Source organism: Vibrio sp. 1288 (assembly GCF_033344475.1).
This window is the reverse complement of sequence record NZ_JAWPOX010000038.1, coordinates 26,165-42,083: the sequence shown is the minus strand read 5'-3', so window position 1 is coordinate 42,083 and position 15,919 is coordinate 26,165. Positions and strand designations below refer to the sequence as shown.

The 15,919-nt window shown below is 42.3% G+C and carries 18 protein-coding genes; 5 read left to right on the top strand and 13 right to left on the bottom strand.

The features are described 5' to 3' along the window. Positions 1-447: 447 nt before the first annotated feature. The 5 genes from R8O11_RS21165 to R8O11_RS21145 form a co-directional block, all read right to left on the bottom strand. Positions 448-618, bottom strand: a complete 171-nt coding sequence (locus R8O11_RS21165) for a hypothetical protein (RefSeq protein WP_162564176.1) — start codon at positions 616-618, stop codon at positions 448-450. Between the two features lie 344 nt (positions 619-962). Further along, positions 963-1,457: a YcxB family protein gene (locus tag R8O11_RS21160; RefSeq protein ID WP_033906521.1), complete on the bottom strand. Its 495-nt coding sequence runs from the start codon at positions 1,455-1,457 to the stop codon at positions 963-965. Positions 1,458-1,680: 223 nt separating this feature from the next. Continuing rightward, positions 1,681-1,941, bottom strand: coding sequence for a DUF5062 family protein (locus R8O11_RS21155; protein ID WP_005376453.1), 261 nt, complete (start codon positions 1,939-1,941; stop codon positions 1,681-1,683). Positions 1,942-2,023: 82 nt separating this feature from the next. After that, on the bottom strand, positions 2,024-3,100 hold the full coding sequence (locus tag R8O11_RS21150) for a threonine aldolase family protein (protein ID WP_033906520.1): 1,077 nt from the start codon (positions 3,098-3,100) through the stop codon (positions 2,024-2,026). A gap of 137 nt (positions 3,101-3,237) precedes the next feature. Continuing rightward, positions 3,238-4,098, bottom strand: a complete 861-nt coding sequence (locus R8O11_RS21145; protein ID WP_033906519.1) for an immunity 49 family protein — start codon at positions 4,096-4,098, stop codon at positions 3,238-3,240. Between the two features lie 356 nt (positions 4,099-4,454). Between R8O11_RS21145 and R8O11_RS21140 the strand changes: the two genes are divergently transcribed. The 4 genes from R8O11_RS21140 (at position 4,455) to R8O11_RS21125 (ending at position 8,609) form a co-directional block, all read left to right on the top strand. Continuing rightward, positions 4,455-5,069, top strand: coding sequence for a PolC-type DNA polymerase III (locus R8O11_RS21140; RefSeq protein ID WP_005376459.1), 615 nt, complete (start codon positions 4,455-4,457; stop codon positions 5,067-5,069). A gap of 252 nt (positions 5,070-5,321) precedes the next feature. Further along, the gene (locus R8O11_RS21135) at positions 5,322-5,849 is read left to right on the top strand and encodes a DUF6795 domain-containing protein (protein ID WP_033906518.1); all 528 of its coding nucleotides are present in this window, start codon (positions 5,322-5,324) and stop codon (positions 5,847-5,849) included. Positions 5,850-5,966: 117 nt separating this feature from the next. After that, positions 5,967-7,727 carry an ABC transporter ATP-binding protein/permease gene (locus R8O11_RS21130; RefSeq protein WP_033906517.1) on the top strand — a complete coding sequence of 587 codons (1,761 nt, stop codon included), beginning with the start codon at positions 5,967-5,969 and terminating at the stop codon, positions 7,725-7,727. Positions 7,728-8,216: 489 nt separating this feature from the next. Further along, the gene (locus R8O11_RS21125) at positions 8,217-8,609 is read left to right on the top strand and encodes a hypothetical protein (protein ID WP_005376463.1); all 393 of its coding nucleotides are present in this window, start codon (positions 8,217-8,219) and stop codon (positions 8,607-8,609) included. A gap of 40 nt (positions 8,610-8,649) precedes the next feature. Here the strand turns inward: R8O11_RS21125 and R8O11_RS21120 are convergent, their stop codons facing one another. The 4 genes from R8O11_RS21120 to R8O11_RS21105 form a co-directional block, all read right to left on the bottom strand. Beyond that, positions 8,650-9,654 carry a metal-dependent hydrolase gene (locus R8O11_RS21120; RefSeq protein ID WP_033906516.1) on the bottom strand — a complete coding sequence of 335 codons (1,005 nt, stop codon included), beginning with the start codon at positions 9,652-9,654 and terminating at the stop codon, positions 8,650-8,652. 328 nt (positions 9,655-9,982) lie between these two features. Beyond that, the gene (locus tag R8O11_RS21115; protein WP_033906515.1) at positions 9,983-10,441 is read right to left on the bottom strand and encodes a hypothetical protein; all 459 of its coding nucleotides are present in this window, start codon (positions 10,439-10,441) and stop codon (positions 9,983-9,985) included. A 93-nt stretch (positions 10,442-10,534) separates the two neighbouring features. Next, positions 10,535-11,563, bottom strand: coding sequence for a phospholipase A (locus R8O11_RS21110; RefSeq protein WP_005376466.1), 1,029 nt, complete (start codon positions 11,561-11,563; stop codon positions 10,535-10,537). Positions 11,564-11,789: 226 nt separating this feature from the next. After that, complete coding sequence (locus R8O11_RS21105) at positions 11,790-12,293, bottom strand: DUF2938 domain-containing protein (protein WP_033906514.1); 504 nt, start codon at positions 12,291-12,293, stop codon at positions 11,790-11,792. 84 nt (positions 12,294-12,377) lie between these two features. Here R8O11_RS21105 and R8O11_RS21100 point away from each other — a divergent pair, with 84 nt between their 5' ends. Continuing rightward, positions 12,378-12,785, top strand: a complete 408-nt coding sequence (locus R8O11_RS21100; RefSeq protein ID WP_165439075.1) for a helix-turn-helix domain-containing protein — start codon at positions 12,378-12,380, stop codon at positions 12,783-12,785. A 72-nt stretch (positions 12,786-12,857) separates the two neighbouring features. Here the strand turns inward: R8O11_RS21100 and def are convergent, their stop codons facing one another. The 4 genes from def to R8O11_RS21080 form a co-directional block, all read right to left on the bottom strand. Beyond that, the gene (def, locus tag R8O11_RS21095) at positions 12,858-13,364 is read right to left on the bottom strand and encodes a peptide deformylase (RefSeq protein WP_017635324.1); all 507 of its coding nucleotides are present in this window, start codon (positions 13,362-13,364) and stop codon (positions 12,858-12,860) included. A gap of 234 nt (positions 13,365-13,598) precedes the next feature. After that, positions 13,599-14,063: an ABZJ_00895 family protein gene (locus R8O11_RS21090; protein WP_042520755.1), complete on the bottom strand. Its 465-nt coding sequence runs from the start codon at positions 14,061-14,063 to the stop codon at positions 13,599-13,601. Between the two features lie 511 nt (positions 14,064-14,574). Continuing rightward, on the bottom strand, positions 14,575-15,114 hold the full coding sequence (locus tag R8O11_RS21085; RefSeq protein ID WP_033906511.1) for a tetratricopeptide repeat protein: 540 nt from the start codon (positions 15,112-15,114) through the stop codon (positions 14,575-14,577). Position 15,115: 1 nt separating this feature from the next. Further along, complete coding sequence (locus R8O11_RS21080; RefSeq protein ID WP_064376936.1) at positions 15,116-15,886, bottom strand: hypothetical protein; 771 nt, start codon at positions 15,884-15,886, stop codon at positions 15,116-15,118. Positions 15,887-15,919: the final 33 nt, after the last annotated feature.

The following is a 15,919-nucleotide window of genomic DNA, read 5'->3' as shown; positions in this document are numbered from 1 at the left end:
GTGACTGAAGCATAGGAGTTCCCTCCAATCGTTGCCTACTTTAAGTATAACAACAGTTAAAGGGAACATAGCCTTTCGAAAGAACCATTGGACGACTAGTCAGAGTATCTAAACAAGCGATATCGTTGCTAAGTTAACCTAACCATTGCAATGGCATAGTAACGTGAATGCTTAGTTAGAGGTGAACTCGTCACCTCATAAGTTAACTGGTGACATTGACATAACGCCGCTAAATGGGATTCTTATTAAGCACTTTTTAGATGAAACTTTCTAACCAAATCGGGTCGCGATTTATCAAAACGAATTTGAAAATAATGAATTTTTCACTATTTTCAAATTCGTGATTAGGAGCCAAAATGTAGGTTTACAGTTTCAACTGTTTTTGGATTTCTGTTGGAAAAGTAACTTAAACAATTGACATTAAATAGATTTAATGGGAAATGGCTCTTACAAAACCCGAACTGCGCCCCCTTCCAAGCTGATGATGATGTAGGTTCGATTCTCGCTGTACACTCCATTCTCATAGGCTACTTTACCTAAAGCTTCGAACGCCTCCCATGGGGCTCGAATCGCAATTCCATGGATAGCCCCCTCAAATCGAATAAGTTTCTTCCGCATAGAAGTTACCTTTAGACGCATAAGTCCAACACTGGCCACATGAACTTTATTAGGGAAAACCCAACAAACTAACGAATGTCAAACCTTTGCCGAACATAGTAATCGAGCAAAAATGCTCTAGAAGTTGGCGTCATCACTGTAGGCTCACAATAAACTATCTCATTGTCACTTTTTTGGTTCAGTTTACACACTAACTCCGCAGCACACTTAAGGAGTCCATATACTGGAAAGACGCAACCAGAAACACCGAGTGTAGTGGTTCAGATTTTGAGCCTGAATCAGAGCTACCCCATAAGCATCAAACTCTAAGATCAAAAAAGCAAACCCACGGACTCGCTTTTTTGTTAGCTCGCTTTTGATGCCGCGTGCTGCTCTACCATAAACGCGATCACTTCTTCGTTTAAGCAAGATTTGCTGATGTATTGGCGTTGTTTACCAAGGTGAAGGATAAAGCCCAAATCAGTTTGTTCGAGTTGGTCGATATCATTCCAAGCGAGGCTGCGGTCAACTTTACCGCTTTTGTAGCGTACGCCATCTGCATTCACTTCAAACACCACTTTACTGCCGCGACTTGAGCTGATGGTTTGACGCCACAGCCACCAAGTTCTTTTGAAGTAAACGCTGCACGCTTCAATCACACTCAATACGATAAAGAACCAACCGACGTAACCGTTAGGTAGCAGTTCAAACTCCAATAAAACCACACCAAAAATTAGAAAGAGGATCCCTTTCAAATACGCTTGCGGGAACTTAACTGGCTGGCTAGTTTGATCATAACACTCAGCAAAAAATGGCTTGTCGAGTGTGTATTCTGTAGTGAATTCGAAATCTTTAGACATGTATGGTTACTTCAAGGCTTCTGTAAATGAGTATTCTTGGTTGCACTCTTGCAACGCGAGCATTGTAGCGCTTCTCTGGCTTTATCTTTAGCCCTTTTGATGCTGTTTTGTAAATCAATGATAACGAAACATTAGAAGACCTCGGTGCACTCGCCAAGATCAAACAAGGCGAACCATTTGGCTCGCCTTGTTAATTAATGACCTATATGACTTATGAGGTTTTCTACTTTAGAGGGTCGTTGTCTGGCAATGCACTGTGTATCCAGACTGCCAGTCGGTGTTTGATGCTTGCGCCGTCTAGCTTGCTTTCCGGTAATGGGGTGATCTGTTTGGCATCAACCAAGAATAGGTAAATCGCTTTTACTCTTAGAGGTTGTGGTGACTGAGGAAGGTCAAAGCCTTGTAGCTTCGCCATCTTCCCACCAATCTCTAGTGCCTTCTTAACCAGTTTGTCTTCATTGTGAAGTTTGGAGCTTTTTGACATTGATAAATCCTCTTCTTCGCTTCAATTAAGAATACATGAAGTGTCGCGTATGGCGTGTTAGTAAGCTCGCATATTGATAAGTTTATGCCTTCTTACCGAGTAACTGATTGAAAAACGACCTTAATTCGTCATCACCAAGATTGAGCAGGTAGTCACCAATATACCATTCAACAATCGATTGATTTGGATGTGCCGTGACTTGCGGGTTACCAAACCAAATGCCCTTTTCCGTGGCAAACGTGTGTTGGAGTTCTTTCAACTCTTCGCAGCTAAATGGCAGGATAAGGTGCAACATGTTTGCTTGAGGCTGGGTTGGTCTCACCGCCAAAGATGGGAACTCTTCAATGATCTTGTAGATCTGTTTTGTTCGCTCAAACAGAGCCGGCATTTGTGACAACCTTTCATCAAACTGCATTGCCGCAGACACCACATAAGGTGTTCTGTGATAGAGGTTGCCACCTTGCCGCTTCATCCACATTGAAGCCAGTTCAATGAACGACTTTGAGCCAAGCAACATAGATCCGCCCATGCCGTTGATGCCTTTGTAAAGTGAAACATAGGTCGTATCAAAACCAGCGGCGATCTCGCGGTATTCTTTCTGATAGTAAGCTGCGGTTTCCCAAAGTCTTGCGCCATCCATATGGAGATGAATTTTGTTTTCGGCGCAGTACGCTTTGATTTCTTCCAGTTCTTGCCATGAAGGTAGCTGACCACCAATTTCTCGCATCGGGAGTTCATAAAGAACGGCTGCGATTTCATCCGGCCAAGCAGTGAGATCCTCAAGCTTCCATGTTTGATAAGGGTTCCCTACTGGCAAAATACTAAAGCGATGTTGAAGCTGATAGCCTTGTTTTTCATGCACCGGAATATGGCTAGATGCGTGCATGGCGACAATAGGATTACGCTTTTGTCTTGTGACAATTTCAAGCACCGTTGGCTGCGTCATCGTCCCTGTTACAACAAAAAGCCCTGCCTCGTAACCCAGCAGATCGGCAACCTTTTGCTCGAACGCTTGAATCGTTTCTCCCTCACCGTAGACATCGTGATTTACGTTGTTCTCTTCGCACCACTTTGTCATTTTCGCAAAGTGTTCGGCTGGAGAATCTTCTTTATTACCAGAGAGATGGATATGACAAAGCTGTTTTAGGTGGGCACTCATTGTTCTGTCCTTTGAATCAAAGCTTCAACAATGTAACTTGTTAAAACGGAGGCGTAAACTGCATTTTCGCGATGTATTTTCTGCGTATGCCTCCGTGCTGAACCTCCGGTTGGACATAGATTTAACTTAAGAGTGATTTACGCAGAACAAAGATCATGCTCACCGTAAACAAGCCATTTAGGTAAATATGCGGCTTCTGGAATCGTCCAGCCATACTTATCGTATGCTAATGCAGCAAGACCAGTCAGTTTCAGAGAAACATTTCCTTTTGGCGAATAGCGAACATCTTCATTCATGTAGAACTGGTAATGCGCCTCTAACGCATCCCTCAGTGCCTCTTGATAATGTGCCTCATCGCCATCGATAATGGCAACAAACACATTCACAAATGGAATAAACAAAGAGTGTACATATGGCACTCTGGTTGATTCTAAGTATTGCGGAGAAGATTTCTCCATCACAGTTTGCAATAACTCAGGTAACGCTGATGAATTGCTAAATACACCGTTAACGAACTCGACTAGCGCAACATTAAACGGCGTCTTTATAGAAACTAACGACTCATCCATGATGGTCATCAGCTCTACGCAGCGCCAATCTCTCGCTGCCATTGCTAAACAGATTTCATCCAACCAAGCATCCATTGTTCCTTCTGCAACAGAACGGTTACCCACTTCCGAAAAGTGTCGGTGCCCAACGGAAAATTCAACCACTTGGTCTGAATGATTGGCCAGCAAGTACACGTTATTCAGTAACTCAAGCGCCCTTTTTATGTAAGCTGGCGAGGCCTGATGTTGTCCGAATTCGGAAGCGGTGAAGAATGCCTCAAGCGAATCCCAAGCATCGCCTTTCATTCTTTTAAGAGGTTGCTTATAAAAAGATTGTTTTTCATCAAGCATTCTTTCCCAGAAGCTGTAGAAATCTTCATCTTCTTCACGAAAAATACGCAATTTTCTTTCTTCAGGTATCTCTAAATAATGATTCTTCATTGGTTCCATCATTCCCTAGCCTCTCATTATAAGTTGTTCTAATTTTTTGCCGTGATGATATTCATACTCAAAATCAAGCCGTGAATGATGCCGAAGTTGATTTATAAAATCAATTTATAATCAGTATGTTGTATCGAAAGTTAATGCTTAATTGAAATGAATCGAAAAGCCGAAAAACATTTGAAATATAAGGCTACCGCACAAGCCGCGATGGGTAAGCCAGAACGTACCTGTCCATAAACTGTGGACGACGAACACTGACTTTGTGGAGTAAAGATAGACAGATATTCACCATTGTGTTCGCCTTTCTTTTTCTGTCGCTTTCGATAATACTCTTGCGCAATATTACTCAGCTGGAAAATTTTATGCCTCAAGCAAACTCTGTGGTCGTACTCGACTTTGAAACCACAGGTCTCTCTCCTACTTTAGGTGATCGCGCAATAGAAATTGGTGCAGTAAAGTTAGTCAATGGCGAGGTTGTCGATAGTTTTCAGCAACTCATGAATCCCGGTTTCAGAGTGAGTTCTTTCATTGAGAACTACACCGGCATTACCAACAATATGTTGCGATCGGCACCAAGCTGCGAAGAGGTAATGGCGTCATTTAGTGAGTTCATTGCAGGCGAAAACCTTATCGCTCACAACGCGTCCTTCGATAAACGATTTTTAGATGCGGAGCTTGAACGAATCAACTGTGGTTATTCGGGTGAGTTTGCTTGCTCCTTACTAGTGGCAAGACGGCTCATTCAAGAAGCCCCATCACATAAGCTAGGTGAACTTGTTCGCTATAAAAATATCGACAACGACGGTGTTTTCCACCGAGCACTAGCCGATGCGCAAATGACAGCCAAGCTTTGGCTCTTAATGGTCGAAGGGATAGAAAACTCAGGCGTCGAAAAACCAAGTTTTCAGTTGATGCAAACGGTCAGTAAAACAGCCAAAGGAAAAGTCGACCTGCTACTCGCCAAAAGCCGTGCGTAACCCCCTCCGAACTAAAAGCTGATTCTAGTCTCTTCGACGTTTAAGTGATTTTCGATATACATGCGATATTGGCTATATCTGTCAATATCGCAGTGCTTCTTATTCAAAACAAAGATCGCCTGGGTCACTCTATCCTCCAAAACTTCTAAAAAAATCGTGAATTATGTCTCACCGATTTAGATACTCGCTATAGTCACTCGAGACAATACGCAACAATTCGAGGTGTATTCACTGACTACTGATTTGTAAGCGATGATCAACAATGTTTTTCTGTTCTTAGAACAGTTTGCAGCTTTACTCATACTCGTACTGATTTCTGTTTTTGCTGTTGGCTTTTTATTTTTTGGTAAGGAAGCTCAAGAGTTTACACCAAGCATAAAAGGACGTATTACGAAGAACGATACCCCCATAAAGAATGCAAATGTAGTACTTACCATTCGGTCAGAAAATCGTTCTTTCGAACGTAGCTTCACCACGAATACAAATGGGGAATTCAAGTTTGATCCTGTTTTCAGAAAAAGGAATAAAGTTCTAAGTATTTTCGACGGTCTATTTCAAACAATATGCAGTGTAGAAGTGACCACAACCGTTGCCAATCAAAAGGTTGTTATTTGGAAAGGAGTTTTCAGGCATCATGTCATCGGTATGAAGGAAAGAGTAAATATGTCTAATTTAAACTGCGAAGCCACCAACCCCATCAGAAAGTTTGAATTTCAATCCCATGGGGATTCCGTAAGTAGTCAATGTGACTTAAGTGATTACTTAAAAGTAAACAGATAGAGTAATGTTTACTCTATCAAACTCCTCAACTTCCTAATCCGAAAGCGGTAGTTCGCTGGTCTCACCAACCAAACTGGCTTACTATGCCAGGTACCTAAAACGCTTTGTGAGTCACTCATGAGCAGAAAAAATAACAAAAATCTCAGCATTCTTCTTAAACTCAGCACCTTTATTGCACCTTATAAATGGCGGGTTGCGGCAGCCTTGGTTGCCCTTGTCGCGACAGCAAGTTTGACGTTATCCGTTGGCTATGGAGTGCGCATTCTTATCGACCAAGGCTTTGCTCAGCAATCATTGCAAGAGCTCACCAATGCGATTCAGTTTATTGTCGGTGTCACATTGTGTATTGCCATTGGGACTTTCTTTCGCTTTTACCTTGTCTCTGCCGTAGGTGAGCGCGTTAGTGCGGATATTCGCCTTGCGGTGTTTAATCATGTGATTACGCTGCATCCGAGCTATTTTGAGACCAACAGTAGCGGCGACATAATGTCGCGCCTGACTACCGATACCACATTGCTGCAAAGCATTATTGGTTCATCGTTCTCGATGGCGATGCGTAGCGCTTTGATGTGTTTTGGTGCCATCATTATGTTATTCGCTACCAACGTTAAGCTCACGCTGATTGTGCTTGCTTCTGTGCCTTTGGTTTTGGTGCCAATTTTGTTTTATGGACGACGCGTGCGTGCTCTCTCTCGCCAAAGTCAGGACTCAATGGCCGATGTCGGAAGCTACGCTGGAGAAGCGATAGAACATATTAAAACCGTGCAAAGTTTTAGCTCAGAGTCGCATGAACGAGCGGCTTTCGCTGTCGAGGTGGAAAAAGCTTATGAAGTAGGCAGACAGAGAGTAAAGCAGCGAGCGATCCTGATATCAGGCGTTATTGTGATTGTGTTCAGCGCGATTTCAGGCATGCTTTGGATAGGCGGCAGCGATGTGATTCACGGAAAAATGTCTGCGGGTGACCTAGCCGCATTTGTGTTTTATGCCATTATGGTTGCCTCATCGACTGCAACCATTTCCGAAGTCATGGGTGAATTGCAAAGAGCCGCAGGTGCTACCGAACGGCTGATTGAGATCCTTCAAGTAGCCAGTGATATTAAAGCGCCAAGCAACCATTTGCCTGTCCGTGCCGACATGCCTGCTGAGGTTAACTTTAATTCGGTGAGTTTCAACTACCCTTCTCGCCCAAATCAACCAGCTATCAAAGAGTTAAATCTAACTGCTGAACAAGGAAAAGTGTTGGCGTTGGTCGGCCCTTCTGGTGCCGGTAAAACAACACTATTCGAACTGCTGCAACGCTTTTATGATCCGCAAAAAGGGCAAGTGTTGTTTGGTGGTGAAGATATTCGACAGTTCGATCCAAACGAGCTTCGACGTCAAATGGCGCTCGTACCACAACAACCAGCGCTGTTTAGCCATGATGTTTTCCATAATATTCGCTACGGTAATCCTGAAGCGACGGATGAACAAGTTATCGAAGCCGCGAAAAAAGCCCATGCCCATGAGTTTATTGAGAAGCTTCCCGAAGGCTATCACAGCTTTTTAGGGGAGCGCGGCGTTAGGCTATCGGGCGGACAAAAGCAGCGCATTGCGATTGCTCGCGCGATTCTAAAAGATCCAAAAATCTTACTGCTAGACGAAGCTACCAGCGCCCTTGATAGTGAAAGTGAACATCACGTTCAGCAAGCACTTGAAGCTCTAATGAAAGGACGCACAACGCTGATTATTGCTCATCGTCTTTCGACTATCCAACATGCGGATAAAATTGCGGTGCTCGACAATGGCGAATTAGTCGATGCTGGTAACCACCAATCATTAATGCAAAGCTGTGAGTTGTATCAGCGACTTGTGGCATTGCAATTTAAGCACTTGGAGTAACGCCTAGTTAAGCGCTCAAAAATAAGCAAAGGCGGACCAAATAATTTAATAACAGGAGTTTAACGATGTTTTTGTGTCAGTCCAGCGAGCCCTTGCGAGACTAGGAATCTAATAGCTGCGCTCTGAGTGGTTAATGAGATATTTTAGACCATGAAGAGCTAGGATAGAAGATCCCACATCATGTCCCATCGTCGCTGTACAAGGTGACGAAATACAAAAGATGCCACTCGCAGTTAAACGAGCGGCATTAAACCAAGCAGCTCGCCTTTTAACAAAGGAATTCCAGTAACCAGCGTATTCTCCCTTCAACTAGAAACACTCGTTCACAACCACCATATAAAACCCAATCAACTTCATTTGTAACAATTCAGGTTTCAAAAATAGGAAATCATTACTGAAAAAGTTTACCGCGTTTTGTGTTGCTATCTATGGTTACAATATTCGAGACATCAATGCCTTTAAACCAAGCAACACAAAAGCGGCACCGATATGAACAGCGAAGCGAAACAACTATTTTCTTATCTATGTCAGCGATACGATGCGCTTTCTCAAGAGCTTGAGTCTCGCCCTTTTCCTGAATTTTCTGAGACTATTACTCATCCTCTTGGGCACTGTTTAGTCCGTTGCCCAGCAGGTAGCCAACGCTTTTCTATTGTAGCAGTCAACTTTGCACCCTCCGTTCGCGGGCAAGGCGTGCTTACTGCATTTATCGACTACATCAAAAGCAATCCTTACCACTACCAAGGTGTTGAGGTTGCAATCATTGAAAACAAGAACTTAGCTAAACGGCTTTTGTCTCTTGGCTGGAAGTACAAGTCCCTGTTTGGCAAGATTTTCTTCGCTAGCAAGCCGACCCTAGTAAAGGACTTTCAGTCTGCGTAATAGTTATTACGAAACCGCATCGACATCCAAAGTAAAACCATCACTCAAAATCCGTAAGCATGTTGAAAAAAACTTGGCGATCTTCTGCAGTACTTCCTCGATGAGCAGTGTATTCAACGTGCGCGTCTGCACTGGCTTTTGGGGATAGATTGATGCCCCATAACGCATTAATTTGGTTTGGTACGATGGAATAACGCATATCAACAATTCGCATTTCATTATTCGGATCCGTCGCTACAAAACCGTTTGAAAACCAACGGAAACGTTCGATGTCTTTTGCTTGTTGCGATTGCGGGTTTAGCCACGGAAATTGCTCTTTTATATTTAACTTTGGAGTTGATTCGCCAGGGTAAATTTTTATTGAACGCCCCACCCTTACGGCATCTACATAGTAGCTCTCTTCCGTTTCATAAATTAGTTTCCAAACCAAAAGATTGCTGAAACTTGGTTTGGCTTTTAATTGTATAGCGTTGTGTTGTCGCTCTTTGACGATTTCCCAACCAGCTACTTCTGCTCTATCTCGTTGTATCGTTCCAAGACTTAGGTAAGCCAGGCACCATAAAAATGCAATGCGGGCATAGTTTGGGCTTCGCTTCAGTGCAACAAACAAAAGCAATATTAAAATAGGGAGTGTGAACGCGGGGTCGATTACCGAAATAGTGTTCCAAGCATAACGCGTGTTGCTTATCGGCCATAGAAGCTGTGTTCCATAACTGGTGCATGCGTCTAATAACGCATGGGTACTATAACCAAGCGCGCAGTAAAACCAACTCTGCCGGAAGCATAGTCCTCGCTTCTTTACGAACAACGGATACAACAACAAAGCACAAATGAAACTACCAAACGGGATAAACAAGAGCGAGTGAGTAAATTGGCGATGGTATTCCAAATACAGCAAAGGATCAGTTGAAGAACGGATGAGCACATCTAAATCCGGAGCCATCCCAGAGACCACGCCCAACACGCCAACAACTGCAAGGTTTCGCTTGTTGCTCACGGCCAGTGGCAAAGCTGCACCCAATAAACCTTGCGTTAACGGATCCATCGTTCACTTCCTTTAGATAGATGAAGCTCAGCTGGAAAGCGTACACGCTCAATAGTCGGTTCCAATTTAAAAACCAGAAGGTTCTTCGACATAAATTATCCGCATTTAAGTGGAAAACAATACACGACTTAGTCATGCATTTGCTTGTTTAGCAACAAACACCTTGATTTAGTGTAAGAAGGAATCACGCCGTTCGCTAGTGAACGAACAAATCTGAGTCTAGGCTTGTTTGGTATTTCAAACCCGAAGGTTTATCTGACGCGAAAAAACAAGGCGATCCAAATGGCTCGCCTTGTTTCTAATTTACTGAACGATAAACGACAGGTGTTTAGTCTTGAGGATTCTCTTTCGCGTTGATTTCAGCGTAAGTGTGCAGCAGATCCGTCAATGTTTTTACCCACGCAAAAACATCCGAAGGTGCATTTTCGATTAGTTTTTCCACTAGAGCACAGTGTGTTTCTAGCGTGATGGCCTCTTCCAAACGGAATGAGATCGCGTAGAAATGCCAAAGCACCAATCGCGTCATTCGCTCGCTATTTTGCTTTGCGTTGTCTGAGTCATCAAACGCTTGTTGAATTTCACTCAGTGCGATTGCTGTCATGCGTAGCATTGCATCAAGACGTGCAGACAACATGCGGTCTTCACTATCCACTTCTTCTTGATCAAAGGTGAACAGATCATTCATCACGTCTTCTGGCACCATTTTACTGATCATACGAGCACTAAACTCTTCCAGCTCATGGCGAGGCATAGTTACAAGACAATCGAAGGTGTAATCACGAAGCATAAAATCACTCTAGGTTAGAAATCAATTTCAGCCTCGCATTCTAAATATTGAAATTTCAATTGCCAGTGTTAATTTCTATCCATCTACGAAAAACTACAAAACACCGTTGATTGCAATACCAACACCAATCCGCTGCTGATTATGATCATAGTCGATCAAGCTCTTACCATAACCCGCTGAGTATTGTGCGTACCCCTGAACTTTGCCCCAAATCGGAAATGACACTCCCAGTTCTGCAAAACCCTTATGTGTTTGAAAGTTCTGGCGACCTAAAAAGGTAAACTCGTAACCATTCCACTTGTAAGCACTCGATAGCTCAAAGTGTCCCATATAGTCTTCGATATCCGGGTTATCATCACCTTTGGGATCATTAGGCGATGTCTTTTCATCTTCAGGTATACGCCACCAAGGCTGGATAGAAACCGCAAAATTGTCTTTTGCAAAGGTTACGTTGGCATAGACACGGTTCCAACTGCGCGATAGCTCCTGTCTCTGACCGTTAGACTCATGTTCAATACCAAAACCTAACCAAGTCGAACCATCAAGTGGTTTCCAGTCAGTTGGGGTGTAGTAAAAAAGCTCTGGACGATAATTGGTTTCACGGAATGGACGAGATGCTGCACCCGTATATACCTGCCAAAATGATTTAAGAGTCATTCCAAAAAACAGACCATCGCCATCAAACAACAAGTCATCATAGTTCATTGGTACTTTAAAACTGATTTGGAACTCCGCCTCTTCCTTACGCAGTTCATCGCCGTATTTGGTGTCGGCATACGCGCGTTTATTTACACGATCACTGTATGTAAACGGAAGAATATAGTTAACGCGATGCGCGACCAGACTAAACGGTTCGAACGCGTTTTCTCGTTCTGATTCCAAACGCTTGTCGACCAAACTTTCCTGAAGTTCTTCAGGCTCTTCAATTTCTGGATCAGCGGGCACTGTGCTGGTTACTGTGTCAAGCTCACACTGCGCGCGAATGCTCTTTATGGTTTCTTCACCTTTGCTTTGCTTTATTTTGTCTAGCAAACATAAATCATAAGCACTGGCTGTTTCTCCCATCGCAACTGGCGCTGCCAATAAACTCAGTATTGATATCCCTGCCACTTTTGAAGCCATCTGAAACCCTTAATATTCTTTATGTCAAACCAGATAATTTTAGTTTTTCTTGGTAAACCGCTTGCCATTCTGACGTTAAGGCAATGTTAAATGTCCGCCGACTTTACGTCTTGGATAAATGCAACAGACTTTAGACATATCGGTCAACTATGATCAAAGCGCAAAAAACAACCAAGAGTTGAGCATCATAGATAAAAACCACTCGTTTGCATGATGCTCATGTTCTCTATGCAAAATACTGGCTCGTAACTTTGATTGCAAACCCGGCTATGAATAAACCCAAACCAAAACCCAAATGCGCCAATGTGCTAAGAAAACGGGCTTTCCAAGGTGTTGGGGTTTTACTCGCAGCAAAACCAAATCCTAGACAAGGTTGAATGACCAAAAATGGGAAGATCAACGTTACCACGCCTGTAATTAAGCTGGGCATTAGACTGGGCTCTACCAACCAATGATGACCAAAAACAGTAACGTGAGCCAAAGCGAAAGTAACGCCGATGGCATAATGCAAAAACCAGCCAAGTGACTTTTCTCCCGGCATCGCCTCTGACGCCATAATTGGCGCATGCATAAACTTTCCTTGGGGCATGTACAAAACCCAGCGCGCAACCAACGCATAGTTTAATGAAGGAATACCAAACACTCTCCTTTGTAACCATGCCCATAAATCCATTATCAAAGTGGCACCAATCCCTATTAGCACCGCTTGCAATCCCATTAAAAGCAGCATTTTTCTCTCCTCAAGTTTTTGATTTGTTAAGGTCTTAGTTGCATGCTACAACTTAAAGCCAACTTGAAGTCAATGGGGAATAATATGGATATTGCAGAAGTGGTTAGAAAATCAGGATTGCCGACTTCAACGCTCAGGTATTACGAACAGCTGGGGTTAATTCGCTCGATAGGAAGGAATGGATTGAGACGCCAATATTCACCAGAGGTACTCAATACACTCAATTTAATTAGTTTGGGGCGTATCGCTGGAATATCGCTTAACGAAATGGCAGAAATGTTGAATCAATCAGAAGTTTCAAAGCCATATATCGATCGTGACTTACTAACGAAAAAGGCACTTGAGATTGATGAGCAAATAAAACGTTTGAAAGCGGTGCGAGACAGCCTAAACCATGTCGCCTCCTGCCCTCATGAATCGCATATGGACTGCTCTTCATTTCAAAGGCTTATGAAAGTCGTAAAGCGTTATGTCCCCCAAAAGCAGAGATGAACCGCTCTCCCTACCTTCCTATTCTTGATTTAAAAGGAAGTAACTCGACATGGAGGGTTACTTCCTCTCATATTACTTAGCTTTCGCTTTTACGTACTTCTTCACTTTTTTCATCGCCATTTTTTGCTTTAACGGTGAGAGGTAATCAATGAACAAGTTACCCGATAGGTGGTCAATTTCGTGCTGCATCACAATCGCCAAGAACTCATCGCTCTCGATTGTAATCGGGTTGCCATCACGGTCTAGTGCAGACACAACAACTGACGTGTAACGCTCTACATCTGCGTAGTACTCAGGAACAGAGAGACATCCCTCTTGACCAAGTGCTTTGTTTTCTCCGCTCACCACTTCTGGGTTAACCAAGATTAAAGGATCATTACGTTCGTCAGAGATATCGATGACAACAACCGCCTCTTTTCTGCCTACTTGGGTTGAAGCTAAACCGATACCATTGCCCGTTGCGTAAAGTGTTTCTAGCATATCGTCTATCAGCGTTTGTACTGTCGATACATCAGTGACTTTTTCTGCTTTTACTTTAAGCCTTGGGTCTGGAATGGAGAGAATTTCGAGGACTGCCATACTTACCTTTCATATCTATAAATCGTAATTCGTGGCGAATTATACACACGTTTCTCGATACATAAACCTGCTAAGCTATCTTGCGCACAAGGCATAAACCATTAACTCAAACGACAACACAATAAATGGGTTTGCCTTTTAGACAAAAAATCCTACAAACAGGAAACTAAAACGCCAGCACATTATGGCTGACGTCTTGTCATGATCCTAATTGAATCGTTTGTTGTATTTTATCTACTGACTTTCCTTGGCTTTGAGTAATACTCTAATCGCCATTTTCTCACCACTTTTTAAAATTAAGTAGGCGATGCCAATCGTTATTAGCATTATGATAGCAATAAAAATACTTACCCCACCGAGCTCAGATAATAAATAAAACGGAGAAATATCTAACGACATTAAGATAAGAGAGAACACTACCAAACTTGCTAAAGTCCACAGTAAAACAGCATACCATCTTGTTTTTGATGGCATTACATCTCCAGTCTTGTAGCCGAAGTAATAACCAACACTCATGGCTGGGATTAACGTGCTAAGAAAGCCTGTACCACTCATTTCTATCCCAACAATATATTCAATGGCCAACAGCAATGCAGCCCAACAAACGGACGCCAGACACAACAGAGACGCAACAAGAAGTACCGATGGTGGCTGGTTTATTTCTGATTCTGAATAGTTATTTTTTAATTCCACTTTCATTTCCTTCCATTTATTTGAATAAAATAAGCGTTTTAGATCATGCTTCCGCTTGGACAACCTAGAGAAACAACACCACAAGAAATACAACTTGTAGCTTTTTAAATAGTTTTATTTTCATTTAACCTAGATTCCAACTAACTGTTATTTTTAAAATTAAACCCTCTCTCTCAAATGGTATATTCAATGAATTTACTCATAAGGGCCCAGTGCAACCATGTTAATACGTTCTATGTATCAGAAACAATTCATTTATTTCCAATGACACTAGTGAGATCATGCGACGTGATTGGAATCTCACTTAAGTTTTCATGGACCTATCACGCTGAAAATTGAAGTCTCTACCTGTTATAGAATAAAAAGCCGTCAAAACCAGTGGTTCTGACGGCTTTTTATTTTCTATTACACACTCGATTATTGTTGCAGCTTCGCTGTGGCTTCTACTGCTTTGTAGAAGTCCAGCACTCTCTGTTTGAGGTTCGATTAAAACCCTATAAAACATTAAGCCGCAATATTAATTGAGCTGTTCTATATAGCGATTCAGCTCTACCGCATATGTTTTTTGATCAATCGCAGTGTCACCTATTTCTTCATCTAGAAATCCAAGTAGCATTTGTGCACCACCTTCACCATTATTTAACGCTTGCGTCAAGTAATAGGCTGAAAGCACCTTATTTTCAGGTAAACCACAGCCATCATCATACAAACATGATCCTAAATAAAATTGTGCACTCGCCAACCCATCATCAGCAGCCTCTGAGATTAAAGAAAAGCCCCGCTTAACATCCATGACTTTTGGCTCTTTCAGAAGGATTATCCCTAAAAGCTCTTTACTATGAACATCATCCACTTCGATAGCTTTGATCAATAAAGACTTTGCTCCTTGCACATCACCTTGTTCATAAAATTTATTTGCTTCGCTGTACAACTGCTCTGGAGCTTCTCGGTTCTTAGTTAGGAGGCTTTCTGTCGTTTTAGTTGCCTCAAACTTTGACGTAGTATCGTTACATGCCGTAACAAGGAGCACTACTAATAAAACGTTAACAATTCTCATGTTATTCCCATGTGCATTTGATAAACAAGACTGCTGTCGAGTATGAATCGTCATACTGACCGCTTACAATTTGAAACTTTGTATTGATCGGAGCTTTAGCACTAGCTTCACACATATTGGCAATTTGACCACGAACATAAGCACTCGAATCAAAGTTATACTTGTCTTCTTGAGGAATTATACTTGCTAATGAAACTCTAGATAGTTGAGGAGCTTTCCCATATTCCCTTTCGACTTTCAAATACTTCACATTAACAATCAAAATGCAGCCAGATGATTCTAGATTTGCATTGTGTACTCGATTAGCTAGTACTCTAACGTTTTGTCGGATAATATCAAAGAGAAGCATAGCTCTGCCTTTCTGTAATACCATCCCTAAGGCCATGGCCCTTCCACTATTTGCTTTCATTGCAGTAGAAGCTAGAGTTGACGACTGTATTGGAGCTAGAGACGAAAATTTACGTGAAGGAATAACAGCTTTGTTTTTCCAGTGCATTCGATCGGTTAACATACCAGACTTAACCGCCATGTTGCGATCTATCTGTTCCTTAAGCTTTTGTAACCTTTTCTCACCTGTAATATCATTTGGAAGCTTACGTAATGGTCCCGCAAGAGAAGTATCTTTTATGGTATTAACGGGAATTTTCTCATTATCTAATTTGCTTCTTAGTTCGACACAAGAGCTAAATAGTTTGTCAGCTGGATACATGCAATTAATGTAGTTGATTGATAACGGCGTATCTCTCTCGTGCGTTAGTATAGAAATGTACATAATGATTCTCTCAAAACCATTATTATGAACAGG